Source organism: Oceanobacillus sojae (genome assembly GCF_007991515.1).
Lineage (GTDB): Bacteria > Bacillota > Bacilli > Bacillales > Amphibacillaceae > Oceanobacillus > Oceanobacillus sojae.
In genome coordinates this window covers 28,225-49,440 of sequence record NZ_BJYM01000026.1, presented here as the reverse complement: position 1 = coordinate 49,440, position 21,216 = coordinate 28,225, and the positions used below count along the sequence as shown (strand labels likewise).

Genomic DNA, 21,216 nt, shown 5'->3' with positions numbered 1-21,216 from the left:
CGATCCCATACAATGAAATTCTAAATGACAATATTTCCTTAGAACACGAAGCAAAAGTTTCGAAAGTATCTGAGGAACAGCTTTTCTATCTAATGAGCCGCGGTTTAACAGAAGTAGAAGCAACAGAAATGATTGTTATGGGCTTTATTGAACCATTTACAAAGGAACTTCCAATGGAATATGCAGTAGAAATGAATAGATTGATCAGCTTCGAAATGGAAGGTTCCATTGGATAACTTTTAATAAATCCTGTTACAGTATCATGTGTAGCGGGACTTCCCTCATTTAAAAATTAGATAGCTATATCATTATGTTGCCTTAACGCATAATAATTTCCTTGAGGGAAAACATGGTCGTAATGTAAAACGAATGGGGATTTTATATTGAAAATAGGGATGATAAAAATTCATAAAATATATATGTCTTTAATCCCTAAGTAATTGTTTTTACTATTTGAAAGGTAGATTAATATTGTATTTTCAGAAACTGAGGATTATTTTTTAAGTTAGATAAGAGGGAATAAAAATGACAAAAAAACAAAAGTTATTACTTTTTTCCATGTGTTATATGGTTTTGTTTAATGCAATGAACGTAACCATGATGAATGTTGCGATTCCGGAATTCAGAAAGGTATTTGCTTTAACGCCTTCTGAAGTAAGCTGGATTACAGCTATTTTCAGTTTGTTCAACGGTATTGCAGCAGTTGTTATTGGAAAAATGTCTGATAGATATCCGATTCGTCACTTGTTTGTTATCGGAATAGCTATTTTTATGACGGGTTCTTTGATTGGGTTCATGAGCCCGAACTATTCATTCATCATTGCGGCCCGAATCCTTCAGGGGATAGGAGGGGGGACTCTTCCTACGTTAAGCCTAGTAGCTGCCGCACGATATTATCCAGAAGAAAAACGCGGTTATGCGCTTGGCATGGTGTTTGCTATGGTGTCGCTTGGAAGTGCAATTGGTCCGATGCTGGGTGGATTTTTAACAGATTCTTTCGGATGGGGCAGTTTATTTTTGATATCGTTTTTAAGTTTAATTACGCTTCCATTTTATCTTAAATATGCACCGAAAGAGGAAGTCAAGACAGGCAGGCGTTTTGATCAGGTGGGAGCCATTTTATTCATGCTAGCGATTACGTCTCTGTTGATGGGAATTAATGTGACAGCTTGGCTATTTATCTTTGCTGTAGTCTTTTTTGTTCTGTTCGTCTGGCAAGCTCAACGTGTAAACGAGCCATTTATTAAAATTGCCATATTGAAAAATGTCCCATTTAGTCTCGTCCTTTTCATGGGTTTGTTAAACTCCATTGCTTATATGGCAGGGATTTTCATTCTTCCTTTAATGCTTGCAGAGGTAAATGGATTGTCAACTAGTTTGATTGGTCTTGTTTTGTTTCCAGGAGGGGTGATGACAATCATTTTAGGTTCGCAGATTGGATTATTAATTGCTAAACGGGGAAATCGGTTTATGAATCAATTAAGCTTTATCTGTATGACCATTGTTTTTCTGGCTCTTTCCACATTTGTTGGAGGCTCTCCAATTTGGATATCTGTACTGCTAATTGTTGTATGCTTAGGCTTTACTGCGAATCAATCAGCTCTTACCAATCGCATATCAGAAATTTTACAGCCCAATGAAGCTGGTACGGGTACAGGATTATTCACCTTTATGATTTTTTTAGGCGCAGCAATTGGCTCGGCATTGTTTAGCCGTTTTCTTGAACTCAATAGTGGACAATGGAATATGTTAAACGAGTCTGCTCATCCTTCATACAGCAATGCTTTCATTCTTGCGGCTATTACGGTGATATTGGCAATGGTAGTGCTTGCTTTGGAGAAATCAGTGACAAAAAGACAGAAAATGAGAGTAGATGATAAATCCCTTAAAAATAGACTTAATGCATAAAGCTACCTAAATCATTCTTTGCTTTATGACAATAACATTAGGAGAAGCAAGCGTATCATTCGAGTCAATCTTACTAATATGGCTTTTTTCAACATAATTAATCCAGTGCGGTAACTTAACTATTAAAATATTTATGTATAAAAAAGAAACTTAGATTAAGTGTACTCTTTTTTAATGATAATGATTATCATTACCAATTTAGGTGATAACATGATGGTTATCAAAACAGGGTGTATATACAGTAAAAACTAATAGCGGATAGCTATAAAATTATTATTGAGGAGGATGATAAAGATGTATAATATGTTATTTCAATCACATTCAGGCTTGTGGGAAATCACTATTTTGCTTTTTATCATTTCATTTATCTTATTGAAAATGGGAAAACCTAAGGGTAAAAAAATAACACAAATGATATTACGTCTGTTTTATGTAATTATGATTATTTCTGGGCTTGGAATGTTAATTACGCTCAACTTCCCATGGTTGTATGTTATCAAAGGTATTTTAGCACTATGGCTTATATGGATGATGGAACTAATTCTTTCTAAATCAGTTGTAAGAAAGGAAAGCGGTTCTTCTACAAAAAGTTATTGGACTCAATTTATTATTGCTTTAGTCTTGGTTGTATTGATTGCTGCCAAAATCATTAGTTTTTAGCTTATCGTTCTTTGATGAATTTCAATGGATTAAGTGGGCTCGTAATATCTTTCTAAGGTCACTCTAACCAAGATACTCTAATTAGATTTAGATATGACTAAAAAAGACTTCCTTTTGAACAACAAAACGTAACGAGGTGTATTGGAAATGAAAAAGAAGAAATTAGGATTATTAGTAATGGCATACGGTACGCCGTATAAGGAAGAAGATATTGAACCTTATTACACGCATATTCGTCATGGCAGAAGGCCGGAGCCAGATGCGCTAAAGGATTTAAAAGATCGGTATGAAGCAATTGGCGGCATATCACCTTTAGCAAAAATAACCAAAGAACAAACGCATGCATTAGAAAATAAATTGAATGAATTACAAGATGAATATGAATTTAAAGCTTACATCGGTTTAAAACATATTGCTCCATTTATTGAGGAGGCCGTAGAAAAAATGGCGAAAGATGGTATAGAAGCAGCAGTTTCTATCGTTTTAGCGCCACACTACTCTACATTTAGCGTGAAATTGTATAATGAACGTGCAAATAGTACAGCTGAAAAATACGGTATAAAAATGGAGTCTGTTCAAGATTGGTATACAGAACCAGGATTTATTGATTTCTGGGCAAAAGGCGTGCAAAATACCTTTGCGGATATGTCAGCAGAAGAAAAAAATAATACTGTTTTAATCGTATCTGCTCATAGTCTTCCAAAAAAAATTCTGCAACATGGAGATCCATATAAACAGCAATTAGAGGAAACAGCACAATTAATAGCAGAAGCTGCAGATGTAAAAAAATATGAAGTAGGCTGGCAAAGTGAGGGAAACACTCCAGACCCTTGGCTTGGACCGGATGTTCAGGATCTAACTCGCGAATTATATAATAAAGAGGGATACAAAGCATTTGTTTATACACCTGTCGGCTTTGTCGCAGATCACCTTGAAGTTTTATATGATAATGATTATGAATGTAAAGTAGTCTGTGATGAGATTGGAGCAAGCTACTATCGTCCGGAAATGCCAAACGCTCGTCCAGAATTTATTGAAACATTAGCAAATGTGGTACTAAAGAAAATGAAATGAGCTTCCTAATGAATAAAAAAGAGTAGTAATTGTTGGTTTGGCATGACAGTTTATCTACTTGACTATCTTCTTCAAAACAGGTGAAATAAGCAAAACTTCCAATTGAGATCACATAGTAGAAGACTTTAGTAGATTAAACAGACGCATTCAAACATAATAGTGATGCTTTAAGTGCCATCCAAGAGAAATAAATAAGACCATATTTTGCAAGATTGTAAACATGGTTTAAATATATTTTTAATTTATCCAACCCAACTGTTCATTTTCAGTTGGGTTTATTTTTTTTAACCACTCAAATCTTTGCCAATTTTAAATGTTCACCGTTGAAGGTTATGAAAGGGGAAATCATCGCCCACCTTTGCAGTATTGTGAAGGGAGATGACATGCATGATAGCACCTAATCGTACCGAATGGCAAATACGCTGTGCATTTAATGCGTTCTGCAAACGTGTATTAAAGAATGCCGCCATTGATATCTACAAAGAACGAAAGCGTCAACGGTCGAAAGAGAAAACGTTCTCTGATTTAACGCCTTATGAGGCGAATCAACTTTATTCTGTAGATAATTATGGCGAGGGTAATAAAGAAGGTTTTCAAATTGTAGATAAGAAAATTACGACAAAATTACTAGCAGAAGCCATGCACTCATCATCAGAAGAGAAGCGTAATCTTGTCCTCTTATACTAATTTCTTCATCTATCTGATGAGGAAATTAGTCAACAACTGAATGTACCTCGTCGAACTGTGCATTATCGACGAACCAGTGCTTTAAAACGGTTAAAACGATTTTTGGAGGAACATGCAAATGAATGGGATGAATAACATAAGCATTCAAAATGATGAACGTGGTTTGTTGCCGTTTCCGATAATTATCGCTGCAAACACGGGTGAAGCCGAAGCACTAAGGATTGTCGTGAAACATTATGACAGTTATATTGGCAGTTTATCCATGAGAAAGCTGCGAGATGAACAGGATAATACTTACTGGGGTATAGATGGAGATATGCAATCACGTTTAAGATCCAAGCTAATGCAATCTGTTTTGGCTTTCAAGATATAATTTCACCATGAATCATACTCCCCTTTCACTATAGATTATTGTACATTGACAAAACAACATGGCGAATAACACCATGTTATATATCAAAAAATCAGATACGTTCTATTGATGTTGAGCCACCTGATATTTGCGCCATGGCTTTCTATAGAAACGAGCGATAAACAAGCTATCTAATGTCATTGTGGTGAATGACTGGCGAAGATACATCAATAGATATAACGATACTCTCCTATCGTCGTTGTTCGAGCGTTCAAAGCGTCGCAGGCAATGAGTGGGACTGGAAGAAATACTTGCAGGGGTGAAATTCCCGTGGAGCTGCTACCAGTAGCCGTCTGATTTTTTAAGTGAATTAGAAAACAGTCGTTTCTAGTATGTATTCTTCTGTTAATGAAAAAGAAGGTATACATTTAATGAAGGACCTGATCACAAAAGATGATTTAATTCAACTTGGATATCCCAAATATACTTTGATACGAATCATTAGACAAGCCTATTCTAGGATGTGAACTAGAATCGGAGGAAAACAGTCATGGCTAGAACAAAATATGCTGGTGTTTATGTTGGTCGGTCTGGACAATATTTTTATGAAACAGAGCTGGGAACCGACCGTATTACGGGAAAAAGGCTCCGAAAAAAAGGACCGACAAATCAACAAGGAAAGCAGTAGTTGATATGCAATACCTCGAAGTTAATATTTCTAAAAAAGTAAAAGCAATCCCTAAAGGAAAAGCGGTTGTTCCTTATTGGACAAAAACGGAGTTTGAAAAAGTTATTTCTGTGATTTGTCTGGATGTTTTTTATGAGCACTTGTGTTTTGTAATATTATGGACGTATTTCATGGCAAGGATACGTGTGAATGAAGGAACAGTTCTATGGTGGGAAGACATTGATTTCAAAAATAAACGTCTTCGAGTCCACCACTCTTTGTATTTAAAGAATAAAAATGATTGGAAACGAAAAGCTTATACGAGAACAGATAATGGAATTAGATGAGGATACGATACAAGTGCTGAAAGAATGGAAAGAGCGGCAATCAAAAATGGGGTTTGACGATTTCGTCTTTAGTTATGAAGGAATGCCAATGATTAAGTCGACGATTGCTAGAATCATTCAACGCTTGTCAAAACTTGCAAAAGTTCATCGTAATCAAGCTAAAGGGCTGAGACATTCGTATGCCTCTTATCTTATTAATGAATTTAACATCTCTGTTTTAATTTTATCAAAGCGTATGGGTCATTCCAGCCCAGAGAGCCGTTGGACTTATTCGGGTGCTGGCTGCGCGCGACTGAACGGTAGGAAAGTGGGTGTATTTTTGTACATCCCTTTAAAAAGATTTAACTAAGAATCTCTCAAATACTCATATCTCTCGGTCAATGAATAGTGAGCGCCTTTCCATTCAGGAAAAGCGTTCTTTTATTGTTGTGGAAGATCAATTGAAAAAATCACATTCTCCATCTTGACAATTAACGATATATCGCTTATTATTTAGTTAACGATATATCGTTATTTAAAAATAAAACTACAGGAGGTTGTTTACAATGTTCAAAAGGCCTAATATTCCTCAACATCCTTTCTTAAAAGGACGGGGTCACTTTCATCAGAATGGCTTCTTTAAAGGCGACAGATTTGATAGGTAATTAGAAACAGGAAATAGTAACCATGAAAGACTAGGTGGATTACAATTCTTTTCAGGAAAAGAATTCGGTGGGGATGACAGTGGAGAACGTTTTTTCAGGCGTGGTGACCTCAAGATAATCTTATTAAAGTTGTTACAAGAACAGTCAAACCATGGATATGGATTAATAAGAGATCTTGAAGAAAAGTTTAAGGGCTTTTATTCGCCTAGTCCTGGTTCGGTTTACCCTATTCTCCAGATGCTTGAAGATCAAGAACTTGTTAATGTAACTAAAGAAGGTCGGAGAAAAGTTTATCATCTTACAGATGAGGGTCAAACCTTTTTAGAAGAAAACCAAGACGAAGATCCTTTCATCTTGAGAATGAATATGCTTGAAAACGTGGATATAGATGAAATACAGAATTTAAGATCTGATATTCAAGGGTTATTTCATGAATTTTTCAAGGTGGGGCGTCAAGTTATAGAAAACCCACAAAAAAAAGAACAACTGCAAAAGCTAATTGAAAAGGTGCACACAGAGCTGTTAAATATATCTAATGATAATGAAAAAAGCACAGATGAAAAATAGAGCTTGAAAATACGAAAGGGGATTTAAAAATGACTATTACACTTAATCATACGGTGGTATTTGCTAAAGATAATGATAAAGCTGCACACGAATTTGCCGAGAATATGGGCCTTAAACTTGAGGGGTATGAAGGGATAGATAATAAGTTCGCAACGGTCCGTATCAATGCTGAACTTTCTGTTTTCTTTATGACAATCGAGAGTGATACCCCACAGCAACATTTGGCTTTCAGTGTTGATGAACATACCTTTGACCAGATTCTCGACCGTCTTCGTGAGAGGAATGTCACCTTTGGAAATAGCCCACATGAATCAAACAATCAACGTACGGATCATCCTTTTGCATCTCGCGGGTTGTTCTGGACCAATTTGGATGGTTGTCTTGTTGAAGTCATGACGGATGAGTCATAAACAATGTTGAAATATGGAATCTGTAACTCTTCTGCAATTGGAATGCGATTGTGGAAGAACAGGTTCAGAAAAAATATCGAGTATTGTCGGTCCAATTATTGGTGGATTTATAGCAGAATATTGGCATTGTGGATGGATTTTTTACATGAATCTTCCAATTGGTATATTTGCTTTCTTCATCGTAACATTGAAGGAAAGTAAAAGCGAATTAAAAAGATCCATCGACTGGCTCGGCACGGTTACTTTTATCATTTCAATTGTTTCTGTCTTACTTGCTTTAATACTTAAGTGTTTAGCATAACTCATGGGTATCTTTTATTTAAATATGTTAATACTAGTTATCAAAAAAGGGAGTGAAAATATGCTGAAATTACAGACTGATATTGAAGGCAAAAAGGTATATTTTGGTGAAGTGCGTAATGTATTTAATGCTAATGGGTTTACCTTCTGCAGTAATTTTGAATACACCCACGGAAAATTTGATATGAATTTATGCCGGGAAGGTGGAGAAACAATTTACATAAGAGTCCCCTTTAACGTTTTGCATGGAGAGCTGGATCGCCCAAATGCATATATTCAATTTGGACAACCATATGTCATCAAACATGTTGTGAATATAGGACTGGATTGGGATGAAAATTCTTTATTAACGGCAACAGGATTTAATCAATTCCAGAATCCTGTAGATAAAGATGGTAACATATTGGATAAAAGCAGATGGGAAGCAGCTGGTGAGCAAATGGTTCATCGTGTTGTTAGTTCATTGAATGACATGCAAGTTTCCTGATGTTGCTTTTACACAGTGTTATCATCATTAAATAAGGAGCGATTGAAAGTGAGTCAATATAAAATAATATTGAGAAAATACTTAATGACATTCATACCGGTACAATGGCAACAGTAAAAAATAACAAACCTCATTGTAGATATATGATCTTTTTGACCCGCATGTGACAAAAATTGATCCATCCAACTGAAGGATTAGAACCTATTAACCGCAGTGTCATTTACTTGCCCTTTACCGCCGTGCCAATTCTTAGTGAATGCTGGAAGGGGACGGGCCCCGCCAGCAGAGCATAGAATTGATTGTCCAGAGTACGCTATTGATGCGGATAGAGCCATAAAAGGTTTGTTTTTTGCTATCCGCTATAAAATTCACTACCAGGGACACAAACAAGGTCAAGGGGGTGAAGTTAAGACTACACTGGGTGCACTTATGGCAGAAGCGGGTCAAAAAGATGGCACACCTGGGTCTCCTTCATGGCAATACTCAATCTAGCTAAAACCAAGTATCAATATACATTAAATGATATTCTGATATGGCCCAAAAGCTTCTTGAAATTGATAATTAATACGCTTCAAATCACACATTAAAACACAACCATTGTTTTTCTTTGTTTAACACACCCCAGTTTTCCATGAAGAAAAAGCACATAATACTCAATCTTAACCTCGTGTTCACGTTTTGGCTATTTAAAAAAGTAGGGAAAAGCACTTTTCAATTTTTTAGTTTTGGGTGAAATTATCACAACCTTTCTAATTTTAGGATTGCCTTGAATACAGCCATTGAAATGTACCATCTATGACATATTATTTACCACCTAATGACACAGGATTTACCAGTGAATGACAAGCGTTTACCACTTTGCTCAGTAAATAGGTATGAGGTAATGGAGTAAGCGAAAAATATAATTCTTTCTCGCCTTTACATGGAGAAGTAGTCTTAATAGGCTTTCTAATTAGGCAGGGTTCATAACTTGCCTCATTGCCATTTTTCATAATCAAAGAGGCCCCAATGTCAAGACACTCTGTGTAAGAAGCAGACAAGAGTATTCTGTATCTTTAATTGTCGGTTCGCTGCACCAACTAAAGAATCTTTGCTGACTTTTTATAATTGGTAACCCTATTGGCTCTGTGTGGTAAAACCTTTGGAAAACGATGGTAAATAACATGGCAGGGGTGGTCAAATCTAATGGCCGTAATCATGCCTCGGCAATTTGATTAATTTATTTATTGTGCTGTAGTTTCATTATCATTTCATTTTATAGACTTTGATAGCATTTAATATTTTTTTATATGTTAAATATTGTGGTTCGGACAATCATTATTATGTTCTTTATTACTAGTTTTTGCAGGCATTATATTTCCAATAATCTCATCACTATTCGTATTATAGGTAGAGTCATTGCTGTATTACTTCATGATTTCAATTTATTCACTATCTGTTTTTTATACTATCCAAAATTAATGGAACAAAATAAAACAACCCATGATATGATACTCGAACAAGTACATTTATGGATACTTTTCCATTCGGAGAAGGTCTATCTTAGTTATTAAAACTACCCAAAATCATAAAATCCACAACAATCCCACTCATTGGATTTTCCGAACCCAATACACTTATGCCTAGAACGGTTACACCACTAATATTTGTAACATTGGCCGAAACATATTTTCCAGTAATGTTCTTCTCACGCATTTGCACTCTTGGTCTTGCATTTATCGTAGAATTTGTTGAATATACGCTTGACACCGCATAATCAATCGTATCTAATAATGGATTTCCATCTGTTAATCCATTGTCTGTAAAATAAAGTGTAGCTACACCATTTGCATTTGACGTAGCCTGTCCATAAACAATTCGTTTTTCTTTTTGTGGATTTTGCTCTCCAGCCTTAAATATTTGAATAGCTGTCGGACCCAATGTAAAGAATTCAATACTCATAACTATTCCCCCTGTTATTCTTTAATAGAAATTAAAAGTATGACAGCATAATGTTATTCAAGAGGATGTTCAAAAAGTAACAAAATGATAAGCTGCGAATCTCTACGTTGACGTGGCTTTTCCGATACTCACGTATTTAAAAGCATACGCTCCGTTCGTAAAAGCCACGTCGCCTTGACCTTCTTGCTTCTAATTTTCCTACTTTTTGAACACACACTTCAGACTTCCAAAAAAGTGCGGTAATATAAACAGACTTTTTCTTATATGAGGTATTTATGATGAAAATAGATAAATTTCTTTGTGCCCTGCCAGTATCTGGCGGGCACAAAGGTAATACTTTTATGCTAGGTGTCAAATGTCCCGGAGGATGTTGCTGCGAAATTAACCACTTGCAAGATAACAGTCTGGTTGGCTGGAATGGACCCTCCACCAGCAGGAACAGCAATGTCTAAGGAGCCAGTCCCTGTAGCACCTGGTGTATACGTTGATAAGCCTTGCATTTGCTCAACACCGTTAATTTCCACAGTGAAATAACTATTCTCTTCTGCAAGTTCTGGAAGTGTCGTTACCGCTTCACCATCATCCCCTAGGAAACTTGCAGCATCAATAGATAATGTACTTCCTGCTGCAGTATCTTCTGTTGTGATATAAAAGAATTTTGCGGAATCAGGATTAACATCTGTGTCAATTGTGCCACTAATAGCGATTTTCATTAACTGAAGTGCCATATTCATTTTCACCTCCAATTTTCTATCAACCACATTGTATTCTATGAAGAGGAGTTGGAAATGCTTGGTTGGACTAACTAGTTCGTATTGGAAGTTAACAAAATGACCTATTAAAAAAGGCATATTTACTAAACAGAAAGGTGATATTATCCTTTAACTGTGACAAACAGAAGCGTAATTGGGGCATCCTTTGGAGGGAGGTCACTGGATTCTAAGTGAAGAATACCTTCCTCGACACTGTAAATGGATGGGGGCTGCAACACTCCATTGACAAATAAATTTAGAGTTGAAACATTGTCCGGGTCAAGTATATCACTACTTCCATATTGCTTTAATGCATCTTCGTTCGTATAAACCTTTTTCCCTTCTTCGGCAAGGGCAAGGTATTGGACAGTCTCCACTCCTATGGGGGGCGGGGTGTATTCAGGGGATATATTGATTGTAATGGACGGATTAAATATAGGATTAAATGTATTTGTATTGGATGTGCTATTTTTATTCCCCTCATAAATCCTTTTGCTCTCTTTATTGCAATGATGGCAGTGGCATTTTGGATAGGAATCCCTGCCACGCAGCTTTCTACAACTATTATAATAGCTATATTGTTTTTCATTCAATGGCATTTCACCCCCCTCCTAAAATGAAATTTTGACGTGCTTTTTTATATCTTATTTAAAAAGAAGTTGATTTGACTGTGCAGCTGGCTGTGTATGGCAAGTAAAAAATGTATGCCACTCACCATCCAAAATTGTGGCTGTATGGATGATTCCTTATAACGGAAACTTTCACCGTTAAAAAGTGAGATATTTTTAATCAAACTAATTATTATAAAGGAGGACTGCTAAGAGAATCAGTTCTATAGTTTATCTGTATTAACATTATTCCGTTTTAAAAAATGTAATAAATCTTTATTTAATTTTAATACTTCATTGTTTGCACTATTTGCAAATTCTGGAACTAACATATCTTTTACCATTCTAGTGCGCAGCCAAATCATAAAGAAAAAATCGAGAATAAAACTTGGACATTTAAGTATGACTTTATAGAGTGATGGTTCAAGCGTAACACCAGCTTTTTGTATTGCATTTAAATATTTTTTTAAAGTGACTGTGATTCCATGTGCAGTTTTTCTGGATCTAATTGTTTTTTCATCGACTATCTTATTTTCATGGTGTAAAGCACCGACCATTGCAATATCTGATGCGGAATGTGTTATTAAATAATCATTCATATTATTCTTAATTTTGTAAGGGAGATTTGCTGCTTCAAATAATTGAGAAAGACTTTTTATTCGTTCTGTGACTGAACTGTTTACTTCTCCAAATACAGCTCCTGCCAGAGCTTTAGGTGGAAATCGAGCATACAATACGCCATCTTTGATTTGTCCGCCAATTCCAGGAAAAGCAGGTAAAAGTTTATCTCCTATAATACGTTGCCACAAAGAAAGTCCACCAGAGTTATTCATCATTGTAACAATATTTTTGCTTTTGTTATCCTTTAAAGTTAGTAAAGCTGCTTCAGATTGTTCATAACGAACGGTAACAAAAATGAAATCATACACATCATCATGTTCAAGTGTATTAATAACATTTACTTTTAAAGATTTAGTCTCGCCTTTTTCGTTGTATTGTATTCCCTTTTCCTTCAATGCAATAAATTTATTAGAACGTGCAAATAAAGTGACATCAAACCCAGCCTCTATGAATTTGGTTGCATACGCACTTCCTATAACACCTGCACCAAAAATTAAAATTCTACTTTTAGCTATCATATTTCTCCTCCATTTATTTCACTTTGATTATGCAACAACGTGTTGTATGATGAAAAGTATATGATTATAAACTAATTTCATCAACCATCAATTTTTTTATTATTGTTGGATAGTCTATTTATCAAAAAGGAGACGAACTATGAAAAAGAAACCAGAAATCACTAAAAAAACGAAGAGAAATATTGTAGATAATTTTTGTGAATTGTACATGGAAAAGCCAATAGAGAAAATATCAATTCAGGAAATAACGAATAGAGCGGGGTATAACCGCAGCACTTTTTATCAATACTTTTCTGATATCTATGAGTTATTAACATACGTTGAAGATGAATTATTGAGTTATATAAAAAGGGGGTTAGAAAACGAACAATCATCTGCAAAAGAAGCTGTTAATAATGCACTTTCTTGCTTAGATGAGGAAAAATATATGCTAAGTTTTCAAGCTCTTTTAGGAGATTATGGAAGTGTCCGCTTTTTAGACCGTTTAAAAAAAGAGGTTTTTCAAGATAGATTGAAGTTAGATTACTCAAAAAATGATTTACTGACACCATACTTAATTGAATTTCAAATAGCAACCTCGTTTTCTTTGTTTCGTCTTTGGATTCAACGCAATAAGGACTTATCTTCTGGAGAGTTTTCTCAATTAGTTGATACATTGTATAGAACCGGAGCATCACTTTATTTTGAAAAATAATGCGCTTTAGAATATCTCTGCTTTAAATTGAGTAACAGTTTTTAATATCAATTCAAAAAAATTACTTTCCAATATTCCATTTTCTTTTGGATTTTTGAATAAAGTCGATCAAGATTAAAATGAGGCTCTACCATTTTTTTAAATAAGTCTTAAATAAATTAGCGTCCAGATTATCATATAGAATTAATTTTTATATGTTAAAATGAGAACTAAAAGATTGATATAAAATACTTTTTATGTCATGTGACTGAATCCGATTCATTTATATTCAATTGAAGTGATTTCATTCATAAAGGCTGTAACAGGAGATGGATTTTGAAAAAATATTACAATTAATGAAGGAGTTCGGCATCAGTTCAAAGATACTGTTACCGTAGTAAAATTAATTCTTGTTGTAGAGGACCTAATTTTATTCTATTTGTATCTGTACATTGCCTGTTTTTGAAAGAAGAATATAAAGTTAATGATGTAATAGATAGGATAATATTTTTAATTTTTGAATATTTATCTTAAAAAACAGGGGGATTGTGTTATGAACTTTAATGAACAAAATCATCCATTTGATACAGCCACACAGTTGACTAAGGGATCTGGGATTTACTATGGTCATACATCAGAACGGTATGCTAATATGGTTGGTCCGTTTGGCGGTGTCGTTGCAGCTACGCTTCTTAGAGCTGTAATGGAGCATCCGGAACGAAAAGGAGAGCCAGTGGCCCTGACTATTAACTATGCAGCTCCAGTTTCAGACGGAGATTTCAACATCAAGGCTAAACCGGTTAGAACGAATCGCTCCACACAGCATTGGTATATTGAACTCTGTCAAGAAAAGGATATTATTATTACGGGTACTGCCGTTCTTGCAAGCCGTCGCGACACATGGTCCGCTACAGAGATGAAGTTTCCGGATGTACCAACTGCCAACGAAGTTAAGAATTTTCCGTTAGAAGGGATGCCTTCTTGGGTACATAACTACGATATGAAGATTGTTCAAGGATCGCCATTTTCTTTTTCACAACCAAATACAAAAGACACTTCTGATTCTGTCACACTCCAATGGATTCAGGATAAACCGCGAAGAACCATTGATTTCTTATCACTTGCGGCGATGTGCGATGCATTTTTTCCGCGTATTTACGTGCGACGCAAACAAATGGTACCCATTGGCACCGTTTCACTCACTGTTTATTTCCATATCGATTCGGAGACACTTGCAGAACACGGCAATAAAGAGTTGTTAGACCACGCTCGTGCGCTTCAATACCGCGATGGCTTCTTTGACCAGACAGCGGAAATGTGGAGCCCGGAAGGCAAATTGCTAGCTACAACCAGCCAGCTTGTCTATTACAAAGAGTAAAGTTGCATTCTCTACCTGAAAATGAAAGAAAGCGTCCGGTAAATTGCAGATTACATGAAAGAACATTATGGCAATAATGTAGTAGAAACCATCAAAAGAAACTATACTGTGATCATGAGCTTTCCTGGAACATGGAAGAGTGCTTAGTTTCATTTTAGAACCAGATGATACAGTGAAGAAATGCATTTAAACTTTACATCGAACTTTTTATCACGGAGAACCGCCCGTAAAACTCCCGCCTCAAAATAAAGAGCGAAAATAAATTTATTTAGGCGGGAGATAACGAGCGCTAACTCACTGAATCACTTAGGCTAATTCAGTGGAAGAATTAAGGAAGCAGACTAAGTTCGCGACGTCCTGGGACTGCGATTACACACCCCATCGGAAACATTTGTGCGTCGAAAAACTCCCACTGAATGAAGTTTCGTTTTATAAAACGTGACAACAAAATCAAATCCACCCTTTTTGTTTAATTTTTTCAAAATGGGTGGATTTTTTTATTGTAAAGTTAACACTAGAATCAAATATTGTACCGAAAATGTATAAAGCAAATAATCTTTTGAGTTATAAAATATGTAATTTAGTTTAAACTAATCACCCTTGACTGAATTAAGTTCAGTAATGTATGATTGAATCTGATTCAGTCGGATTGAATCATACAGTAGGAGATGACTTATGAAAAGAATATCGAAAGAACCTGATGTGAGACGGCGAGAGTTAATAGATATTGGCTTTGAATTTTATATAAAAAATGGTACAGGAGGATTTAGTATAAAAGACATTGTAACTAGTGCTGGTGTAGCAACGGGGTTATTTTATTACTACTTTAAATCAAAAGAACAGTTTGTTGATGAGATTTTAAATGAATTTATTGTAAATAATATGGAGGAAATCCAACATATACTTAATTCTGAAAAATTGACCGTTATGCAAAAGATGACAGAATCCTTAGAGACATTTTGGGCATTTATTGAAAAACTAGCCCCATATAAAAATGAGGATTCATTTCAAACAGAACAACATTTTCAGCTTGAGCAGAAAGTATTCATGCAAATGCAGCCACTAATACAACAAGTGATTGAAGATGGAGTAAGAACGAGGATTTTTAATACCGATAATCCAATTTTAGCCTCGGGTTTTATTTTATACGGGCTTAGCAGCATTGCTCATTCAAATAAGTTAGACCTGAATGATGATATTAAGAAAGAAATGATTAATTTGGTATTAACCACACTAAAATACAATCAGATAGAAGATATCTAAAGGATAATTGATTTAGGACAAAGGAGAATTCATATGAAAATTTATATTGGCGGAAAATATATTACAAATGATCAATTGACTCAATGGAAAAGAAAACGTGTAAAAAAAGCTTTTAAAACTTTAGGTTATAAAAGTTCGGAAATAAATAATCCAAATGCGATGATTGAGCAGTTAGCGAATATTAAGATGAATTATTCTTATCTGGAAATGTATAACAAATTGAAACCTAAATTGAAATTAAGTGAAATAATCATGCGTATGGGAGCTGTTTTATCTGGGAATAGACGAAAGTTTTCTCAAACAGAAATTTATGTAGAAGGAATTACAGCTAAAGAAGCAATAAAGGGGATAGATGATCTTATGTTAAACCCGTCTGAAGAAAACAATAGGGTGAATTTATCAGCTTGTCCTGATCACTATGCATTAAGACCTCTAGGAGAAAGTAAATTGGAAGTTATTGAGACGACTGGAAATTCTCCTGTACCTGTTCAATTTTTTATTGTATTCGAGGATGAAACGGGATTACAAACACCAAGAGACCATTCTTATGCGTATCAATCAGCAGGTGTTGCACGTATGAAAGAAGGTATAATTATCGGAGGCGTCCGCCATCAAATTAAAGATACAGAAACAGGAATTAAAATGAAGCTTTCTGTTGAATTTCCTGCACTTGCACCCACAAGTATTATTAAGTCGCATCAAATGCATTTAGCTAGTGAATTTTCTTATTGGCTACAATGGATAAAAGATCAAAAATAACATTTAGTTGGTGTTTTTTTAATCAGGATATTTTGACAACATAATTTTAAAAACATATCCATAACCTTCAAAATCGGGCGTTTTTCCTTAATGCGCCCTTGTTCGTGTCCGTGGTAGTGGATTTTTAGCGGATAGTAAAAAAGAAGCCTTTTATGGCTCCTCTTTTGTTCAATCTTTTTTGTATTTTTCTTCGTTTTTATAATTTCTAAATCCCGTTTAAAAAAACGTAACAAGTCCACCACATATGGAAAAGGCAGCTTTGTTGCTACTCCAAAAAAAGCGCTTTTCCCCGTTTGGGGGAGAGGCGCTTAAAAGATGATGTAATCCTTACCTGGCTTCTGTATTCAAAACTTGATCTAACCAAGTGAATATGCGGTGGTTAGCCAATTTTAATGCCCCAAAATGGCAATGTTCTTCAGCAGAATCTTCAGCAGTAAACTTCATATACGTTTTGGAACTTCTTAAAGATTTGTACAATTGTTCGGGTTGTCCAGCAAAGGCATGATCATGTTCAGCTTCGCAAACGAGTACTGGACACTTGATTTTCTCAGCAACGCCTTCCAAGGTAAAAGGTTCCGTTTTGTGCACCAGCTCTTCCAGATTAGTTGCTGAAAAAGTGAACTGTCCATTTTCAATTCCCCATCGAATACCTGTATCTTGTGCCATAATCGACGCAATAAAATTATCCATCTCTGGTGAATTAAAATGGAGTTCCTCACTTTCTTTTCCGCCTAATGCCGCAGCTATTTTTCCCACTTGGAAGGAGAATAGGCCATCATTTGCAATGCATGCAGCAAGCCTGTGTTCATAAGCAGCCGCACGCGGAGCCAAATACCCGCCTAAACTGATACCCATTAATACGATTTTGTCAGAGATAACTTCTGGACGCTTGATCAGATAATCTACCACTGGTGTTACAGCAGCCTCCCAGTCATGTCTGAATGGAATTCGTTGCTCGCGTATAACAGCTCCTTGTCCTGGTCCCTCGAATACCAAGCAATGATACCCTTTTTCTAAAGCAGAGGTAACAACTTGGAAATAAAGCTCTTCTGCGGTGGAATCATATCCTCCATGAACAATCAGGGTAGGAGCAGGCTGATCTCCTGCTAAATACAAGTAACCAGGTAAATCTGTGTCTTCATAAGGAATAGTAACAATCTCCCAATGATGATCGAGTAAGGTAAGCGCGCGTCTGAATGTGCTTTGGCTTAATCTCCACGTTTTCAGAATACGTTTATCCTCCGGATTGCCATGGAGAAAAAATTCGGCTGTACGGTAGTAATTCGATGCACGTAAATAGAAGTCTCTCGCACTACTCTTATTGCCATGCTTGCTGCTTTCGTCAGCTTCTTGATGAACCCGGATTGCAGTCTTTAGCCATTCCTCATACCAACTTTCAAAATTACCTTCTTCAATTCGATAGGCAGTAGATAGACATTCCCCTATGTCTGCCCCTCCAAAAGCAGCATAACCCATTGTTCGAAGCAATTCGAATGAAAAAGTCTGATCCTTAAAAATAAGTTTCACAATAATACACACTCCTCATGATATGTTATTTGTAACCTATGTAAATGTTATCCTCTGTTATTTTATATGTCAAATATTATTTTATGTTATAATTAACCTATCTAAATGAAAATATATAAATCAAGAGCATGAAAGAGGAGAAATTAATGAATAATACCCAATACACCTTATTAGGATTATTAGCACGAGAACCGTTGAGCGGATATGAAATGAAGCAGCAAATCAACAGCAGAATTAGCCATTTCTATAAAATAAACAATAATCAGCTTTATCCATCTCTATCAAAATTGGAAAAATCCGGATTTATTGAATTGCAAGCTATTGAACAAGAGTCTTATCGCCCGCCTCGAAAAATTTACAGAATTACGGCTAGCGGCATTGACACTTTAAAGTCTTGGGTGCTAGAGCTTCCTGAAGCTGAGGATTCGAAAACCTTTCTGTTGAAGCAGTACAGTTCTTGGTTGTTAAAACCAAATGAATTGTTTAGCCTGATAAAGAAGAAGAAGGAACAACATGAACGTACGCTTGAAGATTATAAAAAGAGAATTTCTTCCTTCGAAGAACAGAACTCTAATGTCAATCATCCCTTGTTCTCCACAATTTCTGTTATTAATATGGGAATAAACTTTGAGGAGGCAAGTATTCTTTGGTGTGATAGGATGCTTCAATTGTTAAATCAACATTAATTTACCAATAGGTAAAAACCTAGAATAAAGGTAAACACTTATTATTTTAATTTTTTTAGAATAGAGATATTGACCCAAAATTAAGTGGCTGAATCAAGGATTTCAATGAAAATATTATTTATGAGTTATTAGATTGTTTTATAGAAGTACCAGAAATAATAAAAGAATATAATAATGGTACTTTGATTATTATGGTAATGTAAGGCGTAACGGTGCTTCTCAATATGTATGAGAACTTAAAGAGTTTATGGATAATAATCTGTAACTAAGATAGTTATCCTGTACATCATATTACATTACTGAAGAAAATAGATTGTGATTTTACTGAATATGACTTTCAAAGAACCATCAGTATTTAAAAAAAATTAACAATGGAGGTGTGATTGAATGAATAAAGTTTTAGCGTTCTCCATTTCAGGGATAGGGTTCACTGGTGCCGTCTTAATTATCTCAGTTCCTTTATTATTTAACACTCCAATAGGAAATGTATTGAAGATAGTTACTGCTGGTTCAGTAACAGCTTTCGTTATATTTGCTATTTCAGCTCTAGTGATTCGTCGACGATTAGATGAGCAGCAAAGAAGATAATTTAGTGAAATGAATAAAGCAGCATATTTAAAACAAATTTAGTGAGGTTTAATAATCAAGGATGGTGATTGCAAAATTACCATCCTTTCTGTTTTTTTAGAACAGGAATAAATAGTTAATTTTGGATATAGTCTAATATCTTTGTAATTACAGGGTTTTAGACTGTTTTTAATAAATTATTTTGTGTATCAGTTGTTAAACTATGACGAGAAAAAATTTAACAAATGAATATACATTGCATTTCCGATTATGTTTCTTATTCAACTAAAAAGGGTCCATTAATAGAACAAGAAGACCGTCTTTTAAATATATAAAGAAGACGGTATCTTTTTTGAGTGACATGTGTTATGCTATAAATAACTTAATTGTTCGTGCTAGCAATACAGGATTTATGTCATAACATCACAATTTATATCATCGTCTTGAATTATTATCAGAACAACCAAAGTAATAAACGTGTACATTGTGCACAATGGAGGAATTTCATATGAACACAGGTTCAGTAAAATGGTTTAACGCAGATAAAGGTTTTGGATTTATCGAGGTTGAAGGTGGAGACGACGTATTCGTACACTTCTCAGCAATTCAAGGCGAAGGTTTCAAATCTTTAGAAGAAGGTCAAACAGTTACTTTCGACATCGAAGAAGGTAATCGTGGACCACAAGCAGCTAACGTTGTTAAATAATAATTTATAATTGATAAAAAGTCTTTCTGTCACAGAAAGGCTTTTTATTTTTTGTCGTATAATATAAATAGAAAATAATTTGAGCTGAAATAAGTTAAAATAGTTAATATAAATATTCCATATGAACAAAGGAGAACAGAAAATGAGCTGACTTGTTCTATTTTTTGCACACATCGCAGACGATTTTACAGAAGGTCAAAATGTGAAATGGGCATAGGCTGGGTTTTCTGCGATTCTGATTTGGAAAAAATCAAACGAAAGAAATTCTGAGTACTGCCGGCCCTGTTATTTGAAACGTGGGACTTATCAGATGATGCACAGTTACTGGCCGGCTGTACCTTTGAATTCATCTGCTTCAGAGTATGAACTAACTCATGCCCAATGGATCGAAAAACAGCAAAAAATCGTACCGCTATATTCATTAGTAGATAGCAGTACGATTTTTATCAAACATTTTGAATTTTTTCCATTTGCTCTAGCCTTGGTTTGGATATCGAAAACGAACAAAAGTTACTTAGCAGGCAACCCAAGTGCTTTAGCTATTCCATCCGCATGCGCTTGTGCTATTTCTTCTATAAAGGCATCGCTTTTTAGCTTGTTCGCATCTGCTGCATTATCAATAAATCCATTTTCTGTTAAGACGGCTGGTGCACTTGATTCACGTAAGACATGTAAATTGGCTTGTTTTGCGCCGCGATCCGTAAACCCTGTTTGTTCCACTGTTTCATTATGGATTGTTCTTCTTATGGCGTTGGTTCTTTCTTTATTATCATAGCTTCCGTTCCATGTATAAGATTCATAGCCTGTAGCCCCGCCTGCATTGATATGTATGGAAACAAAAAAGTTAGCTCCCCAATTATTTGCTTCATTTGTTCTCGCACCTAATGACTTGGTAATATCGGACGTTCGCGAAAGCTTAATCGTGTGACCGCTATACTGTTCATTTAAAATGTCTCTTGTTTTCAATGCGATATCTAACGTTACATCCTTTTCCTGTAACCCGTTCGCTGATGCTCCAGGGTCAGATCCGCCATGGCCTGGATCAATATAAATGCGTGTGTCTGCTGCTTCTGCTGAATCATGAGGGATAGTCATACCTGTTAAGGCGATTCCC

The 21,216-nt window shown here is 35.4% G+C and carries 25 protein-coding genes and 1 pseudogene; 20 read left to right on the top strand and 6 right to left on the bottom strand.

Annotation, left to right across the window (positions count from 1 at the left end; translation table 11 throughout):
- From OSO01_RS21785 to OSO01_RS21725, 13 genes and pseudogenes are all read left to right on the top strand, one after another.
- On the top strand, positions 1–236 hold a 236-nt coding region (locus OSO01_RS21785; RefSeq protein WP_186813738.1), incomplete at its 5' end, for a SufD family Fe-S cluster assembly protein.
- A gap of 289 nt (positions 237–525) precedes the next feature.
- On the top strand, positions 526–1,908 hold the full coding sequence (locus OSO01_RS21780; protein ID WP_077604180.1) for an MFS transporter: 1,383 nt from the start codon (positions 526–528) through the stop codon (positions 1,906–1,908).
- Between the two features lie 294 nt (positions 1,909–2,202).
- Entirely contained in the window at positions 2,203–2,568 is a 366-nt protein-coding gene (locus OSO01_RS21775; protein ID WP_147212569.1) for a DUF1516 family protein, read from the top strand.
- A gap of 147 nt (positions 2,569–2,715) precedes the next feature.
- The gene (hemH, locus tag OSO01_RS21770; protein WP_147212568.1) at positions 2,716–3,642 is read left to right on the top strand and encodes a ferrochelatase; all 927 of its coding nucleotides are present in this window, start codon (positions 2,716–2,718) and stop codon (positions 3,640–3,642) included.
- Between the two features lie 387 nt (positions 3,643–4,029).
- A complete protein-coding gene (locus OSO01_RS21765) occupies positions 4,030–4,329 on the top strand; it encodes an RNA polymerase sigma factor (RefSeq protein WP_246145278.1) in 300 nt (99 codons plus the stop codon).
- Between the two features lie 118 nt (positions 4,330–4,447).
- Positions 4,448–4,702, top strand: coding sequence for a helix-turn-helix domain-containing protein (locus OSO01_RS21760; RefSeq protein WP_147212567.1), 255 nt, complete (start codon positions 4,448–4,450; stop codon positions 4,700–4,702).
- Between the two features lie 371 nt (positions 4,703–5,073).
- Complete coding sequence (locus OSO01_RS24130; protein ID WP_147212565.1) at positions 5,074–5,208, top strand: DUF3173 family protein; 135 nt, start codon at positions 5,074–5,076, stop codon at positions 5,206–5,208.
- Positions 5,209–5,231: 23 nt separating this feature from the next.
- A complete protein-coding gene (locus OSO01_RS24125) occupies positions 5,232–5,369 on the top strand; it encodes a hypothetical protein (RefSeq protein WP_371863316.1) in 138 nt (45 codons plus the stop codon).
- Positions 5,348–5,951, top strand: a pseudogene (locus tag OSO01_RS21745) (tyrosine-type recombinase/integrase); the annotation flags it as partial. The gene OSO01_RS24125 and the pseudogene OSO01_RS21745, both read left to right, overlap by 22 nt.
- 517 nt (positions 5,952–6,468) lie before the next feature.
- Positions 6,469–6,906 (top strand): PadR family transcriptional regulator, encoded by a 438-nt coding sequence (locus OSO01_RS21740; protein ID WP_186813736.1) that lies wholly within the window; start codon positions 6,469–6,471, stop codon positions 6,904–6,906.
- Positions 6,907–6,935: 29 nt separating this feature from the next.
- Complete coding sequence (locus OSO01_RS21735) at positions 6,936–7,316, top strand: VOC family protein (protein ID WP_147212563.1); 381 nt, start codon at positions 6,936–6,938, stop codon at positions 7,314–7,316.
- Between the two features lie 13 nt (positions 7,317–7,329).
- Positions 7,330–7,617, top strand: coding sequence for a hypothetical protein (locus tag OSO01_RS21730; RefSeq protein WP_147212562.1), 288 nt, complete (start codon positions 7,330–7,332; stop codon positions 7,615–7,617).
- Positions 7,618–7,677: 60 nt separating this feature from the next.
- Positions 7,678–8,103, top strand: a complete 426-nt coding sequence (locus OSO01_RS21725; RefSeq protein WP_147212561.1) for a YugN family protein — start codon at positions 7,678–7,680, stop codon at positions 8,101–8,103.
- Between the two features lie 1,542 nt (positions 8,104–9,645).
- Here the strand turns inward: OSO01_RS21725 and OSO01_RS21720 are convergent.
- From OSO01_RS21720 to OSO01_RS21705, 4 genes are all read right to left on the bottom strand, one after another.
- A complete protein-coding gene (locus OSO01_RS21720; RefSeq protein WP_147212560.1) occupies positions 9,646–10,044 on the bottom strand; it encodes a hypothetical protein in 399 nt (132 codons plus the stop codon).
- A 344-nt stretch (positions 10,045–10,388) separates the two neighbouring features.
- Positions 10,389–10,772 (bottom strand): DUF4183 domain-containing protein, encoded by a 384-nt coding sequence (locus OSO01_RS21715; RefSeq protein ID WP_147212572.1) that lies wholly within the window; start codon positions 10,770–10,772, stop codon positions 10,389–10,391.
- Between the two features lie 146 nt (positions 10,773–10,918).
- Positions 10,919–11,395, bottom strand: a complete 477-nt coding sequence (locus tag OSO01_RS21710; protein WP_147212559.1) for a DUF4183 domain-containing protein — start codon at positions 11,393–11,395, stop codon at positions 10,919–10,921.
- Between the two features lie 233 nt (positions 11,396–11,628).
- On the bottom strand, positions 11,629–12,543 hold the full coding sequence (locus tag OSO01_RS21705) for a ketopantoate reductase family protein (RefSeq protein ID WP_147212558.1): 915 nt from the start codon (positions 12,541–12,543) through the stop codon (positions 11,629–11,631).
- Between the two features lie 139 nt (positions 12,544–12,682).
- Here OSO01_RS21705 and OSO01_RS21700 point away from each other — a divergent pair, with 139 nt between their 5' ends.
- The 4 genes from OSO01_RS21700 to OSO01_RS21685 all read left to right on the top strand — a co-directional run bounded on the left by OSO01_RS21700 (position 12,683) and on the right by OSO01_RS21685 (position 16,616).
- Positions 12,683–13,237 carry a TetR/AcrR family transcriptional regulator gene (locus tag OSO01_RS21700; RefSeq protein ID WP_147212557.1) on the top strand — a complete coding sequence of 185 codons (555 nt, stop codon included), beginning with the start codon at positions 12,683–12,685 and terminating at the stop codon, positions 13,235–13,237.
- A gap of 532 nt (positions 13,238–13,769) precedes the next feature.
- Positions 13,770–14,594, top strand: a complete 825-nt coding sequence (locus tag OSO01_RS21695; protein WP_147212556.1) for a thioesterase family protein — start codon at positions 13,770–13,772, stop codon at positions 14,592–14,594.
- A 675-nt stretch (positions 14,595–15,269) separates the two neighbouring features.
- The gene (locus tag OSO01_RS21690) at positions 15,270–15,857 is read left to right on the top strand and encodes a TetR/AcrR family transcriptional regulator (RefSeq protein ID WP_147212555.1); all 588 of its coding nucleotides are present in this window, start codon (positions 15,270–15,272) and stop codon (positions 15,855–15,857) included.
- A gap of 33 nt (positions 15,858–15,890) precedes the next feature.
- Complete coding sequence (locus OSO01_RS21685; protein ID WP_147212554.1) at positions 15,891–16,616, top strand: hypothetical protein; 726 nt, start codon at positions 15,891–15,893, stop codon at positions 16,614–16,616.
- A 327-nt stretch (positions 16,617–16,943) separates the two neighbouring features.
- Here the strand turns inward: OSO01_RS21685 and OSO01_RS21680 are convergent, their stop codons facing one another.
- Positions 16,944–18,143 carry an alpha/beta hydrolase family protein gene (locus OSO01_RS21680; RefSeq protein WP_147212553.1) on the bottom strand — a complete coding sequence of 400 codons (1,200 nt, stop codon included), beginning with the start codon at positions 18,141–18,143 and terminating at the stop codon, positions 16,944–16,946.
- A gap of 146 nt (positions 18,144–18,289) precedes the next feature.
- Between OSO01_RS21680 and OSO01_RS21675 the strand changes: the two genes are divergently transcribed.
- The 3 genes from OSO01_RS21675 (at position 18,290) to OSO01_RS21665 (ending at position 20,102) form a co-directional block, all read left to right on the top strand.
- Positions 18,290–18,829, top strand: a complete 540-nt coding sequence (locus tag OSO01_RS21675; protein ID WP_186813735.1) for a PadR family transcriptional regulator — start codon at positions 18,290–18,292, stop codon at positions 18,827–18,829.
- Between the two features lie 387 nt (positions 18,830–19,216).
- Positions 19,217–19,417, top strand: a complete 201-nt coding sequence (locus OSO01_RS21670) for a hypothetical protein (protein ID WP_147212551.1) — start codon at positions 19,217–19,219, stop codon at positions 19,415–19,417.
- A gap of 487 nt (positions 19,418–19,904) precedes the next feature.
- Positions 19,905–20,102 (top strand): cold-shock protein, encoded by a 198-nt coding sequence (locus OSO01_RS21665; protein ID WP_077604139.1) that lies wholly within the window; start codon positions 19,905–19,907, stop codon positions 20,100–20,102.
- Between the two features lie 510 nt (positions 20,103–20,612).
- On the opposite strand, the gene OSO01_RS21660 is transcribed toward OSO01_RS21665, so the two are convergent.
- Positions 20,613–21,197: an N-acetylmuramoyl-L-alanine amidase family protein gene (locus OSO01_RS21660; protein WP_147212550.1), complete on the bottom strand. Its 585-nt coding sequence runs from the start codon at positions 21,195–21,197 to the stop codon at positions 20,613–20,615.
- Between the last annotated feature and the right edge of the window lie 19 nt (positions 21,198–21,216).

Coding starts and splice junctions, on each gene's coding strand:
- OSO01_RS21765 (WP_246145278.1), top strand. CDS start 4,030: ATGATAGCACCTAATCGTACCGAATGGCAAATACGCTGTGCATTTAAT.
- OSO01_RS24125 (WP_371863316.1), top strand. CDS start 5,232: ATGGCTAGAACAAAATATGCTGGTGTTTATGTTGGTCGGTCTGGACAA.
- OSO01_RS21715 (WP_147212572.1), bottom strand. CDS start 10,772: ATGGCACTTCAGTTAATGAAAATCGCTATTAGTGGCACAATTGACACA.
- OSO01_RS21725 (WP_147212561.1), top strand. CDS start 7,678: ATGCTGAAATTACAGACTGATATTGAAGGCAAAAAGGTATATTTTGGT.
- OSO01_RS21690 (WP_147212555.1), top strand. CDS start 15,270: ATGAAAAGAATATCGAAAGAACCTGATGTGAGACGGCGAGAGTTAATA.
- OSO01_RS21670 (WP_147212551.1), top strand. CDS start 19,217: ATGAATAAAGTTTTAGCGTTCTCCATTTCAGGGATAGGGTTCACTGGT.
- OSO01_RS24130 (WP_147212565.1), top strand. CDS start 5,074: ATGTATTCTTCTGTTAATGAAAAAGAAGGTATACATTTAATGAAGGAC.
- OSO01_RS21700 (WP_147212557.1), top strand. CDS start 12,683: ATGAAAAAGAAACCAGAAATCACTAAAAAAACGAAGAGAAATATTGTA.
- hemH (WP_147212568.1), top strand. CDS start 2,716: ATGAAAAAGAAGAAATTAGGATTATTAGTAATGGCATACGGTACGCCG.
- OSO01_RS21695 (WP_147212556.1), top strand. CDS start 13,770: ATGAACTTTAATGAACAAAATCATCCATTTGATACAGCCACACAGTTG.
- OSO01_RS21735 (WP_147212563.1), top strand. CDS start 6,936: ATGACTATTACACTTAATCATACGGTGGTATTTGCTAAAGATAATGAT.
- OSO01_RS21675 (WP_186813735.1), top strand. CDS start 18,290: ATGAATAATACCCAATACACCTTATTAGGATTATTAGCACGAGAACCG.
- OSO01_RS21760 (WP_147212567.1), top strand. CDS start 4,448: ATGAATGGGATGAATAACATAAGCATTCAAAATGATGAACGTGGTTTG.
- OSO01_RS21720 (WP_147212560.1), bottom strand. CDS start 10,044: ATGAGTATTGAATTCTTTACATTGGGTCCGACAGCTATTCAAATATTT.
- OSO01_RS21685 (WP_147212554.1), top strand. CDS start 15,891: ATGAAAATTTATATTGGCGGAAAATATATTACAAATGATCAATTGACT.
- OSO01_RS21780 (WP_077604180.1), top strand. CDS start 526: ATGACAAAAAAACAAAAGTTATTACTTTTTTCCATGTGTTATATGGTT.
- OSO01_RS21665 (WP_077604139.1), top strand. CDS start 19,905: ATGAACACAGGTTCAGTAAAATGGTTTAACGCAGATAAAGGTTTTGGA.
- OSO01_RS21775 (WP_147212569.1), top strand. CDS start 2,203: ATGTATAATATGTTATTTCAATCACATTCAGGCTTGTGGGAAATCACT.
- OSO01_RS21705 (WP_147212558.1), bottom strand. CDS start 12,543: ATGATAGCTAAAAGTAGAATTTTAATTTTTGGTGCAGGTGTTATAGGA.
- OSO01_RS21730 (WP_147212562.1), top strand. CDS start 7,330: ATGGAATCTGTAACTCTTCTGCAATTGGAATGCGATTGTGGAAGAACA.
- OSO01_RS21710 (WP_147212559.1), bottom strand. CDS start 11,395: ATGCCATTGAATGAAAAACAATATAGCTATTATAATAGTTGTAGAAAG.
- OSO01_RS21660 (WP_147212550.1), bottom strand. CDS start 21,197: ATGACTATCCCTCATGATTCAGCAGAAGCAGCAGACACACGCATTTAT.